This is a genomic window from Draconibacterium sp. (genome assembly GCF_041583095.1).
In the GTDB taxonomy this organism is placed as follows: Bacteria; Bacteroidota; Bacteroidia; order Bacteroidales; family Prolixibacteraceae; genus Draconibacterium.
Map to the genome: position 1 here is coordinate 1 of NZ_JBFHGM010000007.1, position 17,333 is coordinate 17,333.

Genomic DNA, 17,333 nt, shown 5'->3' on the forward strand with positions numbered 1-17,333 from the left:
ACGAGTTAAACCGTGCAACTCGCCACTTTGTTAATAACGATAAACCGTACCAAACTCGGCCATACGCACCGGAAGGTCTTTGTACGAACGTGGCCATGCTTTGTAAATTTCGCAGTGGTGCGGACAGTTCATCGGCTTCAACAGATACTCCTCTCCTTCTGCCGGTGTACTTATTGGCTGAAAAGAGTCTTGTCCGTACTTTTGAAAGTGACCTGAAGTTTTATACAACTTCACATCGCCGATATGTGGTGTCATCACCTGCTCGTAACCGTATTTCTTTTGTACCTTTTTCAGGAAATTCTCCAGCTGTTCGCGCAACTGTGCTCCTTTTGGCAGCCACAACGGCAAACCTTGTCCAACAGCTTCAGAAAAGGTGAACAACTGCATTTCCTTACCGATTTTCCGGTGGTCGCGTTTTTTGGCTTCCTCAAGCATTTGCAGGTATTCCTCAAGCATTTTTGCTTTTGGGAAAGTAACACCGTAAACACGGGTAAGCATTTTATTTTTTTCGTCGCCACGCCAGTAAGCACCTGCAATTGCCGTTAATTTAATGGCTTTAATATAGCTGGTGTTTGGCAAGTGTGGCCCACGGCATAAATCAGTAAAATTTCCCTGTTTGTACAAGGTAATCGTTCCGTCTTCCAATTCGCTAATCAACTCCTGCTTTAGCTCATCGTTCTTTTCAGTGAACTTGGCCAATGCATCTTCTTTCGAAATATCAGAACGAACTATATCGTTTTTCTGACGTGCCAGTTCAAGCATTTTTTGCTCGATTTTTTGCAGGTCTTTTTCCGAAAGCACTTTTCCTTCAGGAAGATCGATATCGTAATAAAATCCGGTATCAACAGTTGGGCCAATACCAAATTTGGTACCCGGATAATAAGCTTCAATAGCTTCAGCCATTAAGTGAGCTGATGAGTGCCAGAATGTCTCTTTTCCTTCTCTGTCGTCCCACGTGTGCAGTTTAATATTGGCATCGTGGTCAATTTTCCGCGATAAATCCCAAACTTCGCCGTCAACCGAAATCGACAGCACATCCTTTGCCAGACGGTTCGAGATCGATTTGGCAATCTCTAAACCACTAACAGGCTCCGCAAACTCGCGCACACTGTTGTCAGGAAGTGTAATTTTTATCATTTTACTGTTACTATTTTTTTGCTTCAATATTGCTATTGAAATCTATCTGTTATTCTAAATGTTGTAATTCAAATACAGTCAGAAGTTTTCGGTTTTAAAATCTTCTGCTGCAAAGCTAAATTACTATCGAGCGGCAAAGATAATCAATACATTGATACTAGAAAGCATCGGGTGCCTGCATATTAGGCAATTGTAACGTTTTTTCAACACTGGGCTGTTAAATGCCAGATTCACTAAAAGTTGCTAAGTAATTCCGAGTGCATTTCACAATCGGAAGCAACTTTCAATTTAAAGCTTTTCTATTCAGATTGTATTTAAATTAATACTAAATGCGCATTTGCAATTATATTTTAATGCATTTCTTGGCATTTTATTGATTTCTTTGTGGGAGACAGCAATAAAAATCAATAGATATTAATTTTTTGAAGTATGGGGTTTAAAGATCCGAAAGATTGTCATTCTCTGGAAGAACTTAGAAATGAGATTGACAAAATTGATGAACATATCATTTTACTCTTTGCCGAGCGACATAAATATGTGGAAGCCGTTGTTCGATTTAAAAACGATAAAGATGCAATTATAGCGCAGGAAAGAAAAGATGCGGTAATTCAGCAGCGCAGAGATTGGGCAGAATCGAAAGGATTAAATGCCGACGTTTTTGAGCAGATATACACGCTTTTGGTAGAGAGCAACATTAAGCACGAAATGAACTTATTAAAAAACAAAAATAACAGTAATGTATAAAGCAGACATAAAAGTAATGGACTGTACAGTTCGCGATGGCGGGCTGATGAACAAATGGCAATTTAGCGACGATTTTGTACGTGGCGTGTACAAAGGTTGTGTTGAAGCCGGTGTTGATTACATGGAAATTGGCTACAAAAGCAGCGAATCGGCTTTTTCGAGAGATGAAGTTGGTCCATGGAAATTTTGCGACGATAAAGATCTGCGTCGTGTTGTTGGCGATAACGATACCAAGCTAAAACTTTCGGCAATGGCCGATATTGGCCGTATTGCACCGGAAGATATTCCGCCGGCAAACGAAAGTCTGATTGATATGATGCGTGTTGCCTGCTACTGTCACCAGGTTGATAAAGCCATTTGGCTGGCCGAACATTGTATGGACAAAGGTTACGAAGTTACCATTAACCTGATGGCCGTTTCGAAAGTTAACGAATCGGATTTGGATGAAGCCCTGATCACCCTTGCAAAATCGCGGGTACCTATTATTTATGTGGTAGACAGCTTTGGTAGCTTGTATTGCGAAAGCATTGAGAAGCTGGTAAAAAAATATGCTGCTGCCCTGCCCGGAAAAGAATTGGGAATTCATGCGCACAACAACATGCAACTGGCAATGTCGAACACCGTAACATCGTTGATTAACGGCGTTACCATGCTTGATGCCACTTTGCTGGGAATGGGCCGTGGTGCCGGAAACTGCCCCATTGAAATTCTTATCGCATTTCTGAAAAACCCTAAATACCGGCTTCTTCCGTTGCTGGAAGCCATTCAAACGCAGGTAAAACCTTGGCAGGAAAAAATCGACTGGGGTTACCACATCCCATATTTAATTACCGGAGCCTTAAACGAACATCCACGAAGCGCTATGCAATGGATGGATACGGAAAAGAAAGATGACTTTGTTGCTTTTATGAAAGAAATGCACGACTACGAGCTTTTAGAATAGAAATAGATTTGGATTAAAGCGAAAAAGGATGCATCCGTAACTGACAGCTACGAGGATCGCATCCTTTTTTTATACTCCAGGTCTCAATTATTGCAACATTCTGCATGTTTTTTTATTGCGGGGCGCCACCGTAAGAAAATTTCCTATCGTTTAAATTCTGATATTCTTTAAATGTCATTCATCATTCGATGAACATTTTTCTATTTTTGTTCACCATACAAAAGAAATGACATGAAGAAACTGTTTATTTTATTGGTCACATTTTTAACCGTTTTTACGGTACAGGCACAACAGCCGCAAAAAATTACGTTAGAAGATATTTTAGTAAAAGGAACTTTTCGGGCACAGTCGGTTTACGGCTTGCGTTCGATGAACGACGGAATCCATTACACCACATTGGAGCAACAAACCCAGATTGTAAAATACAGCTACCAAACCGGTGAAGAAGTTGAAGTTCTTTTTGATATTACCAAAGTTAAGGATGCCCCTATTTCTTCGTTTTCGGCCTACGAATTTAGTGATGACGAAACAAAAATATTGCTGACAACCGAGCGTAAATCGATTTATCGCCACTCGTACACGGCAGAGTTTTATGTGTGGAATTCGGTTACCGAAGAACTTACACAACTTTCAGACAAAGGTGCCCAGCAACTGGCAACTTTTTCGCCCGATGGTAATTACGTGGCCTATGTACGCGACAACAATATTTTCATTAAAAACTTACGTTTTGGAAGCACTCACCAGGCAACTACTGATGGAAAATTTAACGAGATTATAAACGGTGCTCCCGACTGGGTTTACGAAGAAGAATTTGGCTTCAACAAGGCTTTTTGGTGGTCGCCCGACAGCAAATTTCTTGCTTACATTCGTTTTGATGAAACGGAAGTGCCTGAATTTTCAATGCCTATGTACGCCGGAGCCGCACCGACGATAAGCGACAATAAATTGTATCCCGGAGAATACACTTTTAAATACCCCAAAGCCGGTGAAGCCAACTCGAAGGTAGAAGTTTATTCGTACGAAGTGAAAACCAAAATTGCCATTAAAGTTGACATTGGCGAAAAAACCGATATTTATATACCGCGCTTAAAATGGACTCCCGATGATAACGAGCTGGTTATTATGCGTTTAAACCGCCACCAAAACCAAATAGACCTTTTATATGCCAATCCGTACACTGGCGACTCGCGTAACTTCCTTACAGAGAAAAACAAGCGCTACATTGCCGAGAATTTTCTGGATGCATTCACCTATTTGGAAGATGGAAGTTTTGTGGTTCAAAGCGAACGCGATGGCTGGTCGCACTTGTACCTCTACGACAAACAAGGTTTTGAAATTGCCCAGCTCACCGAAGGCGAATTTGATGTAACCGACTTTTATGGTTACGATGCCGAAAAAGAACTTTATTACTACCAGGCTGCTGCCGAATCGCCTTTGCGGCGCGAGGTTTATTACGTTAGCCAGGATAAAGAGGAGAAAGGAAAACTATCGACGCTTGAAGGAACAAACAGCGCGGTTTTCAGCACCAACTTTAAATACTACATTAACTATTACAGCAGTGCAAAAGTGCCGAATTACATTACCTTGCACGACAATAAAAAGGGCGAACAAATCCGATTTCTGCAAGACAATACGGTATTAAAAAATACTGTTAAGAGTTTGCAAATTCCGCAAAAGGAGTTTTTCACGTTTACCACATCTGAAGGAATTGAACTGAATGGCTGGATGCTAAAACCCAACGATTTTGATGCCTCGAAAAGATATCCGGTTTTTATGACACAGTACAGCGGCCCGAATTCTCAAAGCGTTAGAGACTCGTGGGGTGGCATTAGCTGGAATGAATACCTGGCACAGGAAGGTTTTCTGGTGGTTTGCGTTGATGGACGCGGAACTGGTGCCCGTGGCGAAGATTTCAGGAAAGTGACCTATATGCAATTGGGGAAATACGAATCAGACGACCAGGTGGAAGCCGCAAAATACCTCACCACCCTGCCTTATGTTGATGCTGAGAACATTTCTATTTTCGGGTGGAGTTACGGTGGGTTTATGACCCTGTTAACGCTTGAAAAAGGTGGCGATCTTTTTAAAGCCGGTATTGCGGTTGCACCGGTAACCAGCTGGCGTTTTTACGACACTGTTTACACCGAACGTTTTATGCGCACGCCTGAAGAAAACCCGGAAGGTTACGACGATAACTCACCACTTTCTCATGCAGGAGATATAAAAGGGAATTTATTGATTGTTCACGGAACAGCCGACGATAACGTGCATGCACAAAATACTTATGAAATGACCGAAAAAATGGTACAGGCGGGCGTGCAGTTCGAAATGGCGATGTACACCAACCGCAACCATGGAATACGGGGCGGAAATACAAGTATGCATTTGTACACCAAAATGGTGAATTTTCTGAAGGCTAATTTGATGGAGAAATAAAAAAAGAATGCTATAAAAAAGAAATGGCTGCTAATTGATTAGCAGCCATTTTTTTTTACTTCATATAGTTTTTATAATATTCGGTCTTGTCTTCGTCTCCAAACCGGGCGTATATATTGGCCAGGTAACCGGCATATTCTTTTCCGGGATTCAGCTTCCAAAGTTTATCTAAATAAGGTAAAGCTTTTTTAAAATCGGCAGTTACCAAATCCAGTTCTTTTAAAAGCGTGTTATAGTTTTTGCGGGTTTTGTTCGCGTTGTATTTCGCCATTTCGCGTTCGTAGCGGTTTTGACCGGCCCAGTAATATTTTTTTGCGTTCCATTCCAATGCATCCATATGGTCGGGATTTTTATCCAGCAATACTTCAGCCAAACTATCGCAAACAGCTTTGTTTTCCAATGCTTTATTCACCTCAAAGTAATAATCAAGATTCTTCTCTTTATTTCTTGAAACACCATCCAATGTTTCCCACACTGCCAAAGCTTTGTCGTTTGCATCAATTTCGGTATAAATAGCCAGTAAACGTGTATTAACTTCGCTATTATCGCTCCCGAAATTTTCGGTGATGTACTCCAGTGCCGATAATTCTTTCGATAAATTATCCTGTTGCTTGTATATAGCGGCCAGTGTTTGGTACATTCCGGCATCAGCATAATTTTTATAACGCGCCTGATCGAACCAACCGATTGCCTGTGCAGCGTTGCCGGCTTTAAATGCCGTTTTTGCCGCCTGAGCGAAATCTGCCCCAGCTACCTCCTCAATTGCTGTTGTTTCGAAATAACTCGCCCAGGCAGTCAGTGCCTGCGAATAATTTCCTGTTGCTTCAAAATTTGTTGCTTCAGTTTTTGGGGTGATCAATACTTTTGGTGCTCCGCACGATGCCAGAAAAACAGCCATAACAGCGCCCCATAATAATTTCTTTTTAGCCATAGTTTTTTATTTTCGAGGGCCAAAACTAAATAAATTATCGTGAAACACCTTTTATCTGTTGGTATAGCTAAAAATCGTTAACCTGATTTAATCAAAATTTGTCTGACCAACGAGAATATCTGCTTAATTGTCCTCTTTTTAGTCAATATCTTTACTGATATTCAAAAAGGCTTCATCGTTCAGTACCGGATTAGATTCTACCGTCCAAAAGTATTGATAAACTCATCGGTATCTTTTATATCCTGCAATCCCAAAATCCAGCAAACTTCCGACAAGTCAGAAAAATCAAGCCCACCAGCAGCAACTGCTTCATTGTTGTATCGCCCGTCTTTACCGTTGTACCTCAAACCAATTTCAACGGCCAGTTGCCACAACTTCAGTAGCTCAGCATCTTTTAATTTAGTTTTCCAATCGCTGTAGCCAGGAGTTCTAAAACCCGGAGTTCCGTTACCTACTGCATTGCCATCAGGAATTTTATGGTAATGACTGTTCGCTTTCGCATAAGCCAGGCTTTCTGGTGATGTAACCTCTTCATTCCAATTACTGTGTTGCACAATATGAATTCGTTCGGTAGTCTTAATTTCAGGCGTATGTTTTTGAATGGCTTTTATAAGCGCTGCCGAAAAATCAGATTGTCCGGCCTCTGCAATCCAAACATTTCCTCCTTTTTGCAGACATTGAAGTGATACCTTTTTCATTTGCTCAATCGCTTTTGTCCGGTTCGCATGTGCATCAGCCCACTTATCTTTAAATGCCTGCTGAAAAAGCTCGTTTGGAGGCACATATAATCCCTCCTGAATCCCATATGTTCCGGCAACTGCAAAGTAGTTGACTTTTTTAAACTCAGGGCTGGAAAGCAAGGTTTTAAAAGCAGCAGCCGAGTGAATATCGTCTACATCGGTTTTGCAGTCGAACTGCATTACCAGCAAGTCTTTTTCTGCATTAAACCGTTTTTCTTTTTCCGTTTCATTAGCGCATGAAAAACAATAAGTTGAAAGGAGTAACAAAATAAAAATACAAGACTGTTTCATAATTTGGATTTCTCGTTGGTTATTTTGATTTTTGATAAAGCTACTCAATAAATAAAAATCAATAGTGCTTTTTGAACAAAAAAAGCAGCAGTCCATTATAGTTAAAACATAATATGCTGTTTAAACACCTCAATAATCTGGATGGAAGAAATAAACACGATATACCTTTTTGGAGTAAAGATTGACGAGCCGGTTGTTACCCTCACCGATCTCCTTGTTTCGGTTCTGTGTTTCATTTTTGCCTATAAAATTCACAATAAAAACAAAAACGAAAAGGTATTTACCTATTTCAAACTTTACTTCCTGATAATGGGAATAGCAACGGCTTTAGGAGGACTAATTGGTCATGCATTTCTGTATAATTTTAACTTTTACTGGAAATTACCAGGATGGATAACAAGTATGTTTTCAATAATGTTTGTAGAGCGGGCAGCGATTGAGCACACGCGAATAGAACTTTCAAAGAAGATAGTAAAGATTTTAGGGTTCCTGAATATTATTGAATTTCTAACCTTTTTAACATTAACAATTGTTACGCTCAATTTTTTTTATGTAGAATTTCATTCAGGTTACGGGTTAATGTTTGTTGTGCTTTCGCTAGAAGGATTTCTATTCATAAAAACTCGTAATAAAGCCAGCAAATTCATTCTTATCGGTGTTGCTTTTGCAGCTGTTGCTGCTTTATTTTTTATGAATAATATTTCCATACATCAGTGGTTTAACCACATTTCGGCCAGTCATGTTTTAATGGCTATTGCTGCATGGTTCTTTTATATGGGAGCCAGCAGAATAAATATGACTAAAAATCACATCGAAAAATCTTAAAAAGTAATTTATAGTGTAACACATTTAAAATTTGACAGTCTTATTGAAAAAACCATTCAATGAAAATTGCGACTGTCCTCTTATTCTTTGTATTTATACAAACCATATCTGCACAGGAGAAACGAACTTACAAAGCTACAACCGCCGAAAACCTTGAAATAAATATTAACGGTGTTTTTGATGAACAGGAATGGCAAAATGCCAACTGGGAAAACAACTTTATTCAGCACGAGCCCAACGAAGGTGAAGCGCCAACCCGGCAAACAGAATATGCCATTTTATACAATGCCAACAACCTTTATGTGGCTATACGATCGTTCGATGATCCGGACAGTATTTCCATGCGGATGACCCGACGAGATGAGACAAATGGCGATCTTGCCGGCGTTTATATCGACTCGTATTTTGACAAACGAACCTCATTTGCATTTATAGTATCGGCAGCAGGAGTACGTTCGGATATGGTAAGTACCAATGATGGCGATAACGAAGACGATACCTGGGACCCGATTTGGTATGCAAAAACATCATTAACTAAAAGCGGATGGAACGCAGAAATGAGGATTCCCCTCACCCAATTGCGGTTTGATGAAAACGACGAACAGATTTGGGGACTGAATGTATTTCGCTATATTTTCAGGGAAGACGAACTTTCGTCGTGGCAACCCATGAAACGCGAAACGGCTGGTTTTACCTCGCAGTTTGGTATTTTACGGGGAATTGAAAATATAAAACCACAAAACTCATTGAATGTTACTCCATATATGGTTGCCCGTACTGAACGTTTTGAAAAGGAGCCTGAAAATCCATTTCTGAAATCGGGAAAATCAAATGGTTTTGATGCCGGTTTAGATGCCAAAATCGGTCTCACCAACTACCTGACTATGGATTTAACGATTAACCCCGATTTTGGGCAGGTTGAAGCCGACCCGTCGCAGGTAAACCTAAGTACTTACGAAACCTTCTTCAGAGAGAAGCGACCATTTTTTATCGAGGGTAACAACATCCTGTCATACAAACTTGCTTTTGGCGATGGCGATCAATCGGCCAATAACCTGTTTTACTCGCGCCGAATCGGACGACGCCCCAATCATTCTCCCGATCTGGCAAATGATGAATATGCCGACACACCTGATTTTACTCGTATACTGGGTGCAGCAAAAATAACCGGAAAAACAAAAAGCGGCTGGTCCATCGGGGTAATTGAAAGTGTAACTGCAGAAGAAGAAGCTGAAATAAAAGGCATTTCGGGCAACAAAACCGAGGTGGTTGAGCCCTTAACCAATTATTTCGTAGGCAGAGTTCAGAAGGATTTTGACGAGGGCAATACTTATATAGGTGGAATGCTAACCGCCGTCAACAGAAATATAAATGATGAGCATCTGGAGTTTTTGCACAAAAACGCTTACACCGGCGGTGTTGATTTTGTACACAAATGGCACAACAAAGATTGGTTTGTAGATGGTGGAGTATATTTTAGCCGTGTTGAAGGTAGCGAAGAAGCGATCCAGAACACGCAAACTTCCTATTCGCGAACCTATCAGCGCCCTGATGCCGACTATGTTACACTTGATTCAACACGAACTTCACTTTCGGGCACCGGCGGAAAATTCAATATCGGTAAAAGCGGAGGAAGACTGAAATTTGCAGGAATATTTAGCTGGAAATCGCCGGGTTTGGAAATTAATGATATTGGTTACACACCCGAGGTTGACGAGATTATGCAAGCCTTTTGGGTAGGATATCGATGGTTCGAGCCCTTCTCCATTTTCAGGAGTATGGGCCTTAACTTTAACCAGTGGACTGGTTCTGATTTTGGCGGCAATTTATTGGGAGCTGGTGGTAATATTAACGGGCATGCCCAGTTTAAAAACTTTTGGCGGGCCTTTTCAAGTATAAATTTTAACGGCGAACAGCTTTCACATTCGGCACTACGTGGCGGCCCGGCGATGAAAACTCCCGGAAATCACAGTTTTTATGCCGGTTTATTTTCCAACCCACAGAAGAAATTCACATACGGAGCCGATGGAGGAATGAACTGGAGTAACGAAAAAGGTTACTACTCGAGAAAAAGCTTTGAGGTAGAATTTGGATACCGCCCCGTTAAGGCCATGCAAATTGAAATTAGTCCGGAATTCGGCGTAAGCGACAATCAGCTTCAATATATTACGCAGCAAGACCACATGAACGACAAACGTTACATAATGGGAACCATTCAGCAAAAAACGTTCAGTACATCGATTCGGATAAATTATAATGTAACGCCTGATTTGACCGTGCAATTTTGGGGACAGCCTTTTATTGCAACCGGCGATTACGATGCGTTTAAATACATAACTGATAGTAAAGCAGATGATATAAACGACCGGTTTGCATTGTACTCGGGTGAGCAGATTACTTACGACACCGAGAACAGTGTATACCACATTGATGAAACCTTAAATGGCCAAACCGATTATAGTTTTGACAATCCCGATTTTAATGTAAAAGAGTTCTTATCAAACCTGGTAGTTCGCTGGGAATATCGTCCCGGTTCAATGATCTACCTGGTATGGTCGCAAAACCGTGGCTGTTATGACAACAGGGGGAACTTTAATTTTGGTAACGACTTATCTGATCTCTTTGATGAGAAACCACATAATGTCTTCCTGGTAAAATTTTCGTACCGAATTGGAAGATAGCTTACTATGCGAAGGGTAATTTAAAAAGGCGCAGCTAATAACTGCGCCTTTTATTTTACCAATCGGGGTTTATATTTGATTATTTTAACTACATATGCGCAATTGGTTCTGCATCTCCATCAGGATCACCGGATACGTATCCATCTGTTGACAGATGTCCGTCGGTTGCCAGCAACAATCCACAAACATGTGGAGCAGCCATTGATGTTCCGCTCATGGTTGCAAAACCACCACTCTTGTAACAAGAAAGAATGCTTACTCCGGGAGCGCAGTAATCAACATGTTCGCCATAATTTGAGAAATAAGCCCAGTAGTCATTGCTATCCATTGCCGAAACGGTATAGATATTAACTCCTTCAGTTCTTGCCGGCGAGTGGTTTTCGGCATCATCTGATTCATTTCCGGCAGCAAGTGCCACGTATATACCTTGCGCTCCAAGATTGGCAACAGCCAGGTCGATAGGCTCATAAACACCACCGCCTAAACTCATATTTGCTGCATCACCGGGATCGGCATTTGCAGCAACATAATCAACTCCGGCAATAATTACGGAATAGGCTCCGGAACCTTTTCGATCCAGAACTTTAACAGGAACAACGGTTGCGCCTGCTGCTACACCAACAACTCCAATTTCGTTGTCGATTGCTGCAACTATACCTGCACAATGTGATCCGTGTCCATTATCATCTTCCGGGGTTGTAGTTCTGGTGATAAATGTAACGCCAAGAGTTTGATCAACATTAAGATCGGGATGGTCAAGATCAATACCCGTATCAATAATCCAGGCTTTATTGGTTCCGTTATATGTGGTACCACCAACCCGTGTAATTCCATAAGGAACAACCTGGGAAGGAGCATCTCCCGGATCGGTTCCAGGTTTTTTTAATGTTACCATTTTATCGGCGTAAACACCGGCAACACCATCAGTAGATTTTAAGGCCTTGGCTTCCTTTTCAGTAATGTTTACAACTACACCTTCAATAGCTTGGCTGTACACCATTTTGGGCTCACCCAAATTAATGTTGGCAGCGTTGCTTATTTTTATCGCTTTAGTTGCTACTGCACGATCTGCTTCAGCTTTACTTTTATAAGCAGATTTTAAGTTAGAGGATTCGAGCAATACAATATATTGCCCGGGGATCACCACTTCAGAATGAGTTATAAACTCCACCTGATCGGGGTTTGTAACAGAAAACTCTTCTGTTTTTTCACAAGAAACAATTACAATGGCCAGTGCCATTACAATTAAAACTAAATACTTTTTCATGATTAATAAAGGTTTTAACAATTAAACAGCGATTGGTTTTATTGTAAATTATAACATAATTTCATTATTTCCTATAATACCCTCTTCGACAATTCAACTATATGTTCATTATTTTAACAAATCGCCAGCAAAATCAACACTTTTAATACAGATCATATTTTTCTATTAAAAATCGTTTTTTAATAGAAGAGCAAAAAAAAGGTCTGCTAATCAGATGTTAGCAGACCTTTTTCGATGTTGCATAATTTTTACCCTATTCAATAAAAGTGTTCTTTCCTTTCAATTCAATTGTTTTTGAAATACAATTTTTCCCTTTTCCTTCGGGCTGACTACCACCAACAAATAGTGTAAAATCTCCGGGTTCGATTACCCGCTTATCATCAGCGCCAATAATGGAAAACTGACGAGGCTCAAGTACAAACTTCACCGTTTTAGTTTCACCCGGTTTTAACGCAATTCGCTGAAAACCCTCCAACTGATATTTCGGTCGTGGTGTCGATGCGACCATGTCTTTTAGGTAGAGCTGAACAACCTCTTCGCCTACTGCATCTCCGATATTGGTTACTTTGGCACTAATTTCAATGGTATCGCCAATTTTGGCCTGCTTTGCCAGTTTTACATCTGAATAAGTAAAAGAAGTATAACTCAATCCGTAGCCAAAAGGATATAATGGTTCACCATTGAAGTACTTGTAAGTGCGGTTCTCCATATCGTATTCTTCAAACGGCGGCAACTGATCAACTGATTTGTAATAGGTAACCGGCAAACGTCCTGCCGGATTATAATCACCCATCAACACATCGGCAACAGCGTTTCCGCCCTCCTGCCCCGGATAACCTGCAGTAATGATTGCTTCCAGGTTTTCGTCGGCCCAGTTAACCGCCAGTGCACTTCCGTTTAGTAAAACAAGAATTACAGGTTTACCGGTTGCTTCAATGGCTTTCATCAATTCGCGTTGTGTTGCCGGAAGTTTTAAATGTGTACGATCGCCACCTTCAAAACCATCTACTTCCAATTCCATTTCTTCGCCTTCGAGACGTTGCGAAAGGCCAAGTACCAAAACAACAGCATCGGCTTTTTGAGCTGCTTCTACGGCTTCCTGTTTCAGGTTTTGGTTCGGCATAGCCCACAACAGTTTTGCATCTCCTTCGCCATGAAAGTTGGCGTACTCATAAACAAATTTATACTTTTTGCCAGCCTCCATTTTTACAGCCTTTTCGTGATGAAAGGCATGGTGCTCGGATTTATGACTCAGTAACTTTTCTCCTTCAAGCCAAATATCTAGTTTTGGCATTCCCCAACATCCAATCCGGTACTCTCCACTCACCGGAGGAACAATGTAGCCAGTCCAGCGCACACTAAAATTATCATCATTCATTTCAGGTGTTGGTGCATCGGCTTCCCAGTAAAAATTTATATTTCCATCAATTCGGGTAAACATTGGTTCGCCTTCCAGTTCTGCATTATTAAAATACGCCCCTTTTACACCTTGTGTTCCATCCTCGGTTTGCAAAAACTCTGCAGGAATCGCATGCAGGTTACTAACTCCTTTGGCCAAATGACTTCCTTCGGCATAAAGTATTTTGGTGTTCGGCAATTTATTTTGTAATCCTTTTAACACGGTTACCGGATTTTTGGCAATACCGTTGTAGTTTCCAACCAGCGACTCCCAGTTATCAGCATTTGGGCCAATAACAGCAAGAGTTTTGATGTCTTTTGAAAGCGGTAATGTTTTATCCTGGTTTTTCAGTAAAACAATACTTTTTCGTGCTGCTTCCAGTGCCAGCTCATTATTCTCTTTCGATGTATTCACCGAAAATGGAATTTGTGCGTAAGGCACGTCTTCATTCGGATCAAACATTCCCAGCTTAAAACGGGCAGTAAACAAGCGCTTTACGGCAATATCAATTTCATCCTCCGTGATCAAACCGCGCTTAACTGCCTCGATAAGATGACGGTATGAATTTCCACAGTTTAAATCGGTACCGGCTTTAACAGCCACAGCCGCTGCTTCAGCGGCATCTTTTGAGAAATCCTGAAAAGTAAAAAAATCGGAAATAGCCCAACAGTCAGACACGATGTAACCATCAAATCCCCAGTCGTTGCGTAAAATACCAATTAGTTCATCGCTGGCACAACACGGAACTCCGCGGAACTGGTTGTAAGCCCCCATTACTGAATAAGCTCCTCCGTCTTTCACCAACATGCGAAATGCCGGCAAATAAGTTTCGCGTAGATCGCGTTCGCTTACCAGCGCATTAAATTCGTGACGCAATGGTTCCGGCCCTGAGTGTACTGCATAATGTTTTGCGGTAGCCACTACTTTCAGGTATTTCGGATCATCGCCCTGAAGTCCTTTAACAAACCGGGTTCCTAAAATTCCGGTGAGGTACGGATCTTCACCGTAAGTTTCGTGTCCACGTCCCCAACGCGGATCGCGGAAGATGTTGATGTTTGGCGACCAAAACGTGAGTCCCTGGTAAATGCCTCTTTTGTCGCGACGAACAAACTCATGATGTTTTGCACGCGCTTCATCAGAAATAGCAACTGCAACACGGCTTACCAAATCGGCATCCCACGAGGCAGCAATACTAATCGATTGCGGAAAAACCGTTGCGTAACCTGCCCTGGCCACTCCGTGTAAACACTCGTTCCACCAGTTGTACTCCGGCACTTGCAAACGGTTAACTGCTTTTGATGTATACTCCAGTTGATCAACTTTTTCCTGCAGGGTCATTTGCGACACCAGCAAATCAACACGCTCCTCCATCGGAAGCGCCGGATCTAAAAATTCGAGATTTTCATTTTGTGCAAATACTGCAAAAGCACAAAAAATTAGAATTAGGTTTAAAATTGATTTTTTCATCTGTTTATAATTGTTCTATTTTTTAGTTGGCAACAGACATAACACACAAGCACTATTTTATTCCTTGTGGTTTAAATTTTATTGCGTGCTCTTTTTATTTTACTAATTACTATTCTGTTCTATTCTGCAAAAGATTACAAATATACGACTAATTGAGGGATTTGCTTTCCAAAAAAAGACACTTCTGTTTTAATGACGGGTAAATTTTCCATTTCTTTCACTTTCATTTGATTGCTTACCTTTGCTATTTCAAAAACAATAGAAAAATATGGATTTTACTGCATACAAAACATTACGAAATAACATTGACGAATTATCGGAAAAACTGGAAACGCAACACAAAAAACATATGAAATGTAAAGCTGGCTGCGACCTGTGTTGTATGGATTACAGCATCTTTCCGGTAGAATTTTACAGCATTGTTGAAGCGCTAAAAGAACGCGGTGATAAACCTAATTTTAACTCCAATAAAGATGAATCAAGTTGTATTTTTCTGAATAACCACAAATGCGAAATCTATGCCGAGCGGCCAATCATCTGCAGAACACATGGGCTACCCTTGTTATATATGAATGAGGATAATGGATGGGAATTATCGGCCTGCGAACTGAACTTTACTGAATTTGATATGGAAGAATTTTCTGAAGAGAACACCTTTCCGCAAGATAAATTTAACAGCAAACTCTATTTGTTGAATAAAGAGTTTATTGCTAAGAATCAATTATCCAACTACTCGGAACTTGATTTAATTCCAATAAAAGAATTGGCAAAAGACATTTAAAATCTTAGACTATGAAACGTAATTTAGTACTCGTATTTTTAATCCTGCTTTGCAGTGTAGCAATGGCAACAAACAACAAACCAATGGAGGAAAATAAAAACAAACTGGCAGTGCTGTGGACCAGCGGCGATCCGGACGTGGCCGAAAAAATGGCTTTTATGTACACCTACAATGCCAAAAAGCAAGGTTGGTTCGACGAAGTGGTTCTGATTATTTGGGGACCATCGGCAAAACTGGCTGCCGAAAATGAAATGATACAGGATTACATTAAAAAGATGCAGGAAGCAGGTGTAAAAATCGAAGCGTGTTTATACTGCGCCAAAATGTACGATGTTGACGAAAAATTAGCCGAAATGGGTGTTGATGTTAAAGGAATGGGCGTTCCGTTATCCGACTACTTAAAAGAAGGCTGGAAAACTTTAAGCCTCTAAAAAGAAATAAAAAAAGCATCCGCCATCAGACGGATGCTTTATATACTATCATTTTATTGCTAGTATTCATCTTCGTTAAAAAAGAAATCATCCTTACTTGGATAATCCGGCCAAATATCCTCAATACTTTCGTACATCTCACCTTCATCCTCAATCTCCTGCAAGTTTTCAATTACTTCAAGCGGAGCACCCGAACGTATTGCATAATCAATTAACTCGTCTTTTGTTGCCGGCCAAGGTGCATCTTCTAACTTCGATGCTAATTCCAGAGTCCAATACATGTGTCTACAGTTTTTATGTGGTTAAACTCGATTTTTTACTTTGGCGCGAATATAACAAAAAATAGATATGAAAAAACTTTCCTGAAAAAAAAATATCAATACTGCCAGGTTGTTTCGTCGATCCCTTTGTCATGAGCGAGTTTTCGGGCCAGAACAAACAGATAATCAGAAAGCCGGTTAATATACTTGATCAATTCGGGCTGAACAGGAGTTTGTTCTGAGAATTCAACAATTCGACGCTCTGCCCTCCGGCAAATGGTACGAGCCATATGGCACTGAGCTGCTGACAGTTCCCCTCCCGGAAGGATAAAATTCCGCAGTTCGGGCAGCGTTTCGTGGTATGAATCAATTGCTTTCTCCAACACCTCAATATCTTCATTTTTAACAATGAGTTGCGCTGTATACTCCTGCCCTTTTTCATCCGAAGCCAGGCGCGAACCAATGTTGAAAAGTTTATGTTGAATTTTCAGCAGTAAATCTTTCACTGCCGGATCAATATCGAATGATCGGATAACACCGATACAGGCATTTAATTCATCAACCGTTCCGTAACTCTCTAAACGCAGATCGTATTTTTTAACACGGCTGCCACCAACAAGTCCAGTTGTACCGTCGTCGCCGGTTTTTGTATATATTTTAAAATCTCCTGACATGTAAATTCTTTTGTAATTGAAGAACATAAAAAATCCCGAGATGTTTACCATTCGGGATATAATATCGTAAACGATTTTACAAAGTTAATAACCTAAATTCGTTTCTAAAATATTTTCACAGAAAGTCATAATTGCGTCAGATTTAGAATTAAAATTATGCAGGAATAACGGGTTATTTCAAACAATTTTAATTGTAAAGATGGCGTGAGAAGGACTTTCCTTATAGGCTTTGCTCTTTTTGCCATAAACTTCCTCCAATTTTCTTGTATTATCCCGATAGTACTTCTAAAATTGGTGAAAGTTTCTGACTAAAAATAGCTAAAGCT

General features: G+C 40.6%; 14 protein-coding genes. 7 read left to right on the plus strand and 7 right to left on the minus strand.

The features are described 5' to 3' along the window. Positions 1–30: 30 nt before the first annotated feature. Positions 31–1,137, minus strand: coding sequence for an aminoacyl--tRNA ligase-related protein (locus tag ABZB17_RS01120; RefSeq protein WP_372647506.1), 1,107 nt, complete (start codon positions 1,135–1,137; stop codon positions 31–33). A 429-nt stretch (positions 1,138–1,566) separates the two neighbouring features. Between ABZB17_RS01120 and ABZB17_RS01125 the strand changes: the two genes are divergently transcribed. The 3 genes from ABZB17_RS01125 (at position 1,567) to ABZB17_RS01135 (ending at position 5,260) form a co-directional block, all read left to right on the plus strand. Then, entirely contained in the window at positions 1,567–1,881 is a 315-nt protein-coding gene (locus ABZB17_RS01125; RefSeq protein ID WP_045033031.1) for a chorismate mutase, read from the plus strand. Then, a complete protein-coding gene (locus ABZB17_RS01130; RefSeq protein ID WP_372647508.1) occupies positions 1,874–2,824 on the plus strand; it encodes an aldolase catalytic domain-containing protein in 951 nt (316 codons plus the stop codon). Before ABZB17_RS01125 ends, ABZB17_RS01130 begins: the two co-directional genes overlap by 8 nt. Before the next feature lie 231 nt (positions 2,825–3,055). Continuing rightward, positions 3,056–5,260 (plus strand): S9 family peptidase, encoded by a 2,205-nt coding sequence (locus ABZB17_RS01135; RefSeq protein WP_372647510.1) that lies wholly within the window; start codon positions 3,056–3,058, stop codon positions 5,258–5,260. A gap of 55 nt (positions 5,261–5,315) precedes the next feature. On the opposite strand, the gene ABZB17_RS01140 is transcribed toward ABZB17_RS01135, so the two are convergent. Further along, positions 5,316–6,191, minus strand: a complete 876-nt coding sequence (locus ABZB17_RS01140; RefSeq protein WP_372647512.1) for a tetratricopeptide repeat protein — start codon at positions 6,189–6,191, stop codon at positions 5,316–5,318. A 197-nt stretch (positions 6,192–6,388) separates the two neighbouring features. Beyond that, positions 6,389–7,222, minus strand: coding sequence for a hypothetical protein (locus tag ABZB17_RS01145; RefSeq protein ID WP_372647514.1), 834 nt, complete (start codon positions 7,220–7,222; stop codon positions 6,389–6,391). 141 nt (positions 7,223–7,363) lie between these two features. Here ABZB17_RS01145 and ABZB17_RS01150 point away from each other — a divergent pair, with 141 nt between their 5' ends. Both ABZB17_RS01150 and ABZB17_RS01155 read left to right on the plus strand, forming a co-directional pair. Then, positions 7,364–8,047, plus strand: a complete 684-nt coding sequence (locus tag ABZB17_RS01150; RefSeq protein WP_372647516.1) for a hypothetical protein — start codon at positions 7,364–7,366, stop codon at positions 8,045–8,047. Positions 8,048–8,106: 59 nt separating this feature from the next. Beyond that, positions 8,107–10,728 (plus strand): DUF5916 domain-containing protein, encoded by a 2,622-nt coding sequence (locus tag ABZB17_RS01155; RefSeq protein ID WP_372647518.1) that lies wholly within the window; start codon positions 8,107–8,109, stop codon positions 10,726–10,728. A gap of 88 nt (positions 10,729–10,816) precedes the next feature. On the opposite strand, the gene ABZB17_RS01160 is transcribed toward ABZB17_RS01155, so the two are convergent. Together ABZB17_RS01160 and ABZB17_RS01165 are read right to left on the minus strand one after the other, a co-directional pair. Beyond that, positions 10,817–11,995, minus strand: coding sequence for a S8 family serine peptidase (locus ABZB17_RS01160; RefSeq protein WP_372647520.1), 1,179 nt, complete (start codon positions 11,993–11,995; stop codon positions 10,817–10,819). 253 nt (positions 11,996–12,248) lie between these two features. Further along, positions 12,249–14,861 (minus strand): glycoside hydrolase family 3 C-terminal domain-containing protein, encoded by a 2,613-nt coding sequence (locus tag ABZB17_RS01165; protein WP_372647522.1) that lies wholly within the window; start codon positions 14,859–14,861, stop codon positions 12,249–12,251. A 268-nt stretch (positions 14,862–15,129) separates the two neighbouring features. On the opposite strand from ABZB17_RS01165, the gene ABZB17_RS01170 reads away from it, so the two are divergent. Continuing rightward, positions 15,130–15,642 carry a YkgJ family cysteine cluster protein gene (locus tag ABZB17_RS01170; protein WP_372647524.1) on the plus strand — a complete coding sequence of 171 codons (513 nt, stop codon included), beginning with the start codon at positions 15,130–15,132 and terminating at the stop codon, positions 15,640–15,642. Between the two features lie 11 nt (positions 15,643–15,653). Continuing rightward, positions 15,654–16,073, plus strand: coding sequence for a DsrE family protein (locus ABZB17_RS01175; RefSeq protein ID WP_372647526.1), 420 nt, complete (start codon positions 15,654–15,656; stop codon positions 16,071–16,073). A 59-nt stretch (positions 16,074–16,132) separates the two neighbouring features. Here the strand turns inward: ABZB17_RS01175 and ABZB17_RS01180 are convergent, their stop codons facing one another. Both ABZB17_RS01180 and ABZB17_RS01185 read right to left on the minus strand, forming a co-directional pair. After that, positions 16,133–16,354 carry a DUF2795 domain-containing protein gene (locus ABZB17_RS01180; protein ID WP_038562297.1) on the minus strand — a complete coding sequence of 74 codons (222 nt, stop codon included), beginning with the start codon at positions 16,352–16,354 and terminating at the stop codon, positions 16,133–16,135. A gap of 95 nt (positions 16,355–16,449) precedes the next feature. Further along, complete coding sequence (locus tag ABZB17_RS01185) at positions 16,450–17,007, minus strand: cob(I)yrinic acid a,c-diamide adenosyltransferase (RefSeq protein ID WP_163325058.1); 558 nt, start codon at positions 17,005–17,007, stop codon at positions 16,450–16,452. Between the last annotated feature and the right edge of the window lie 326 nt (positions 17,008–17,333).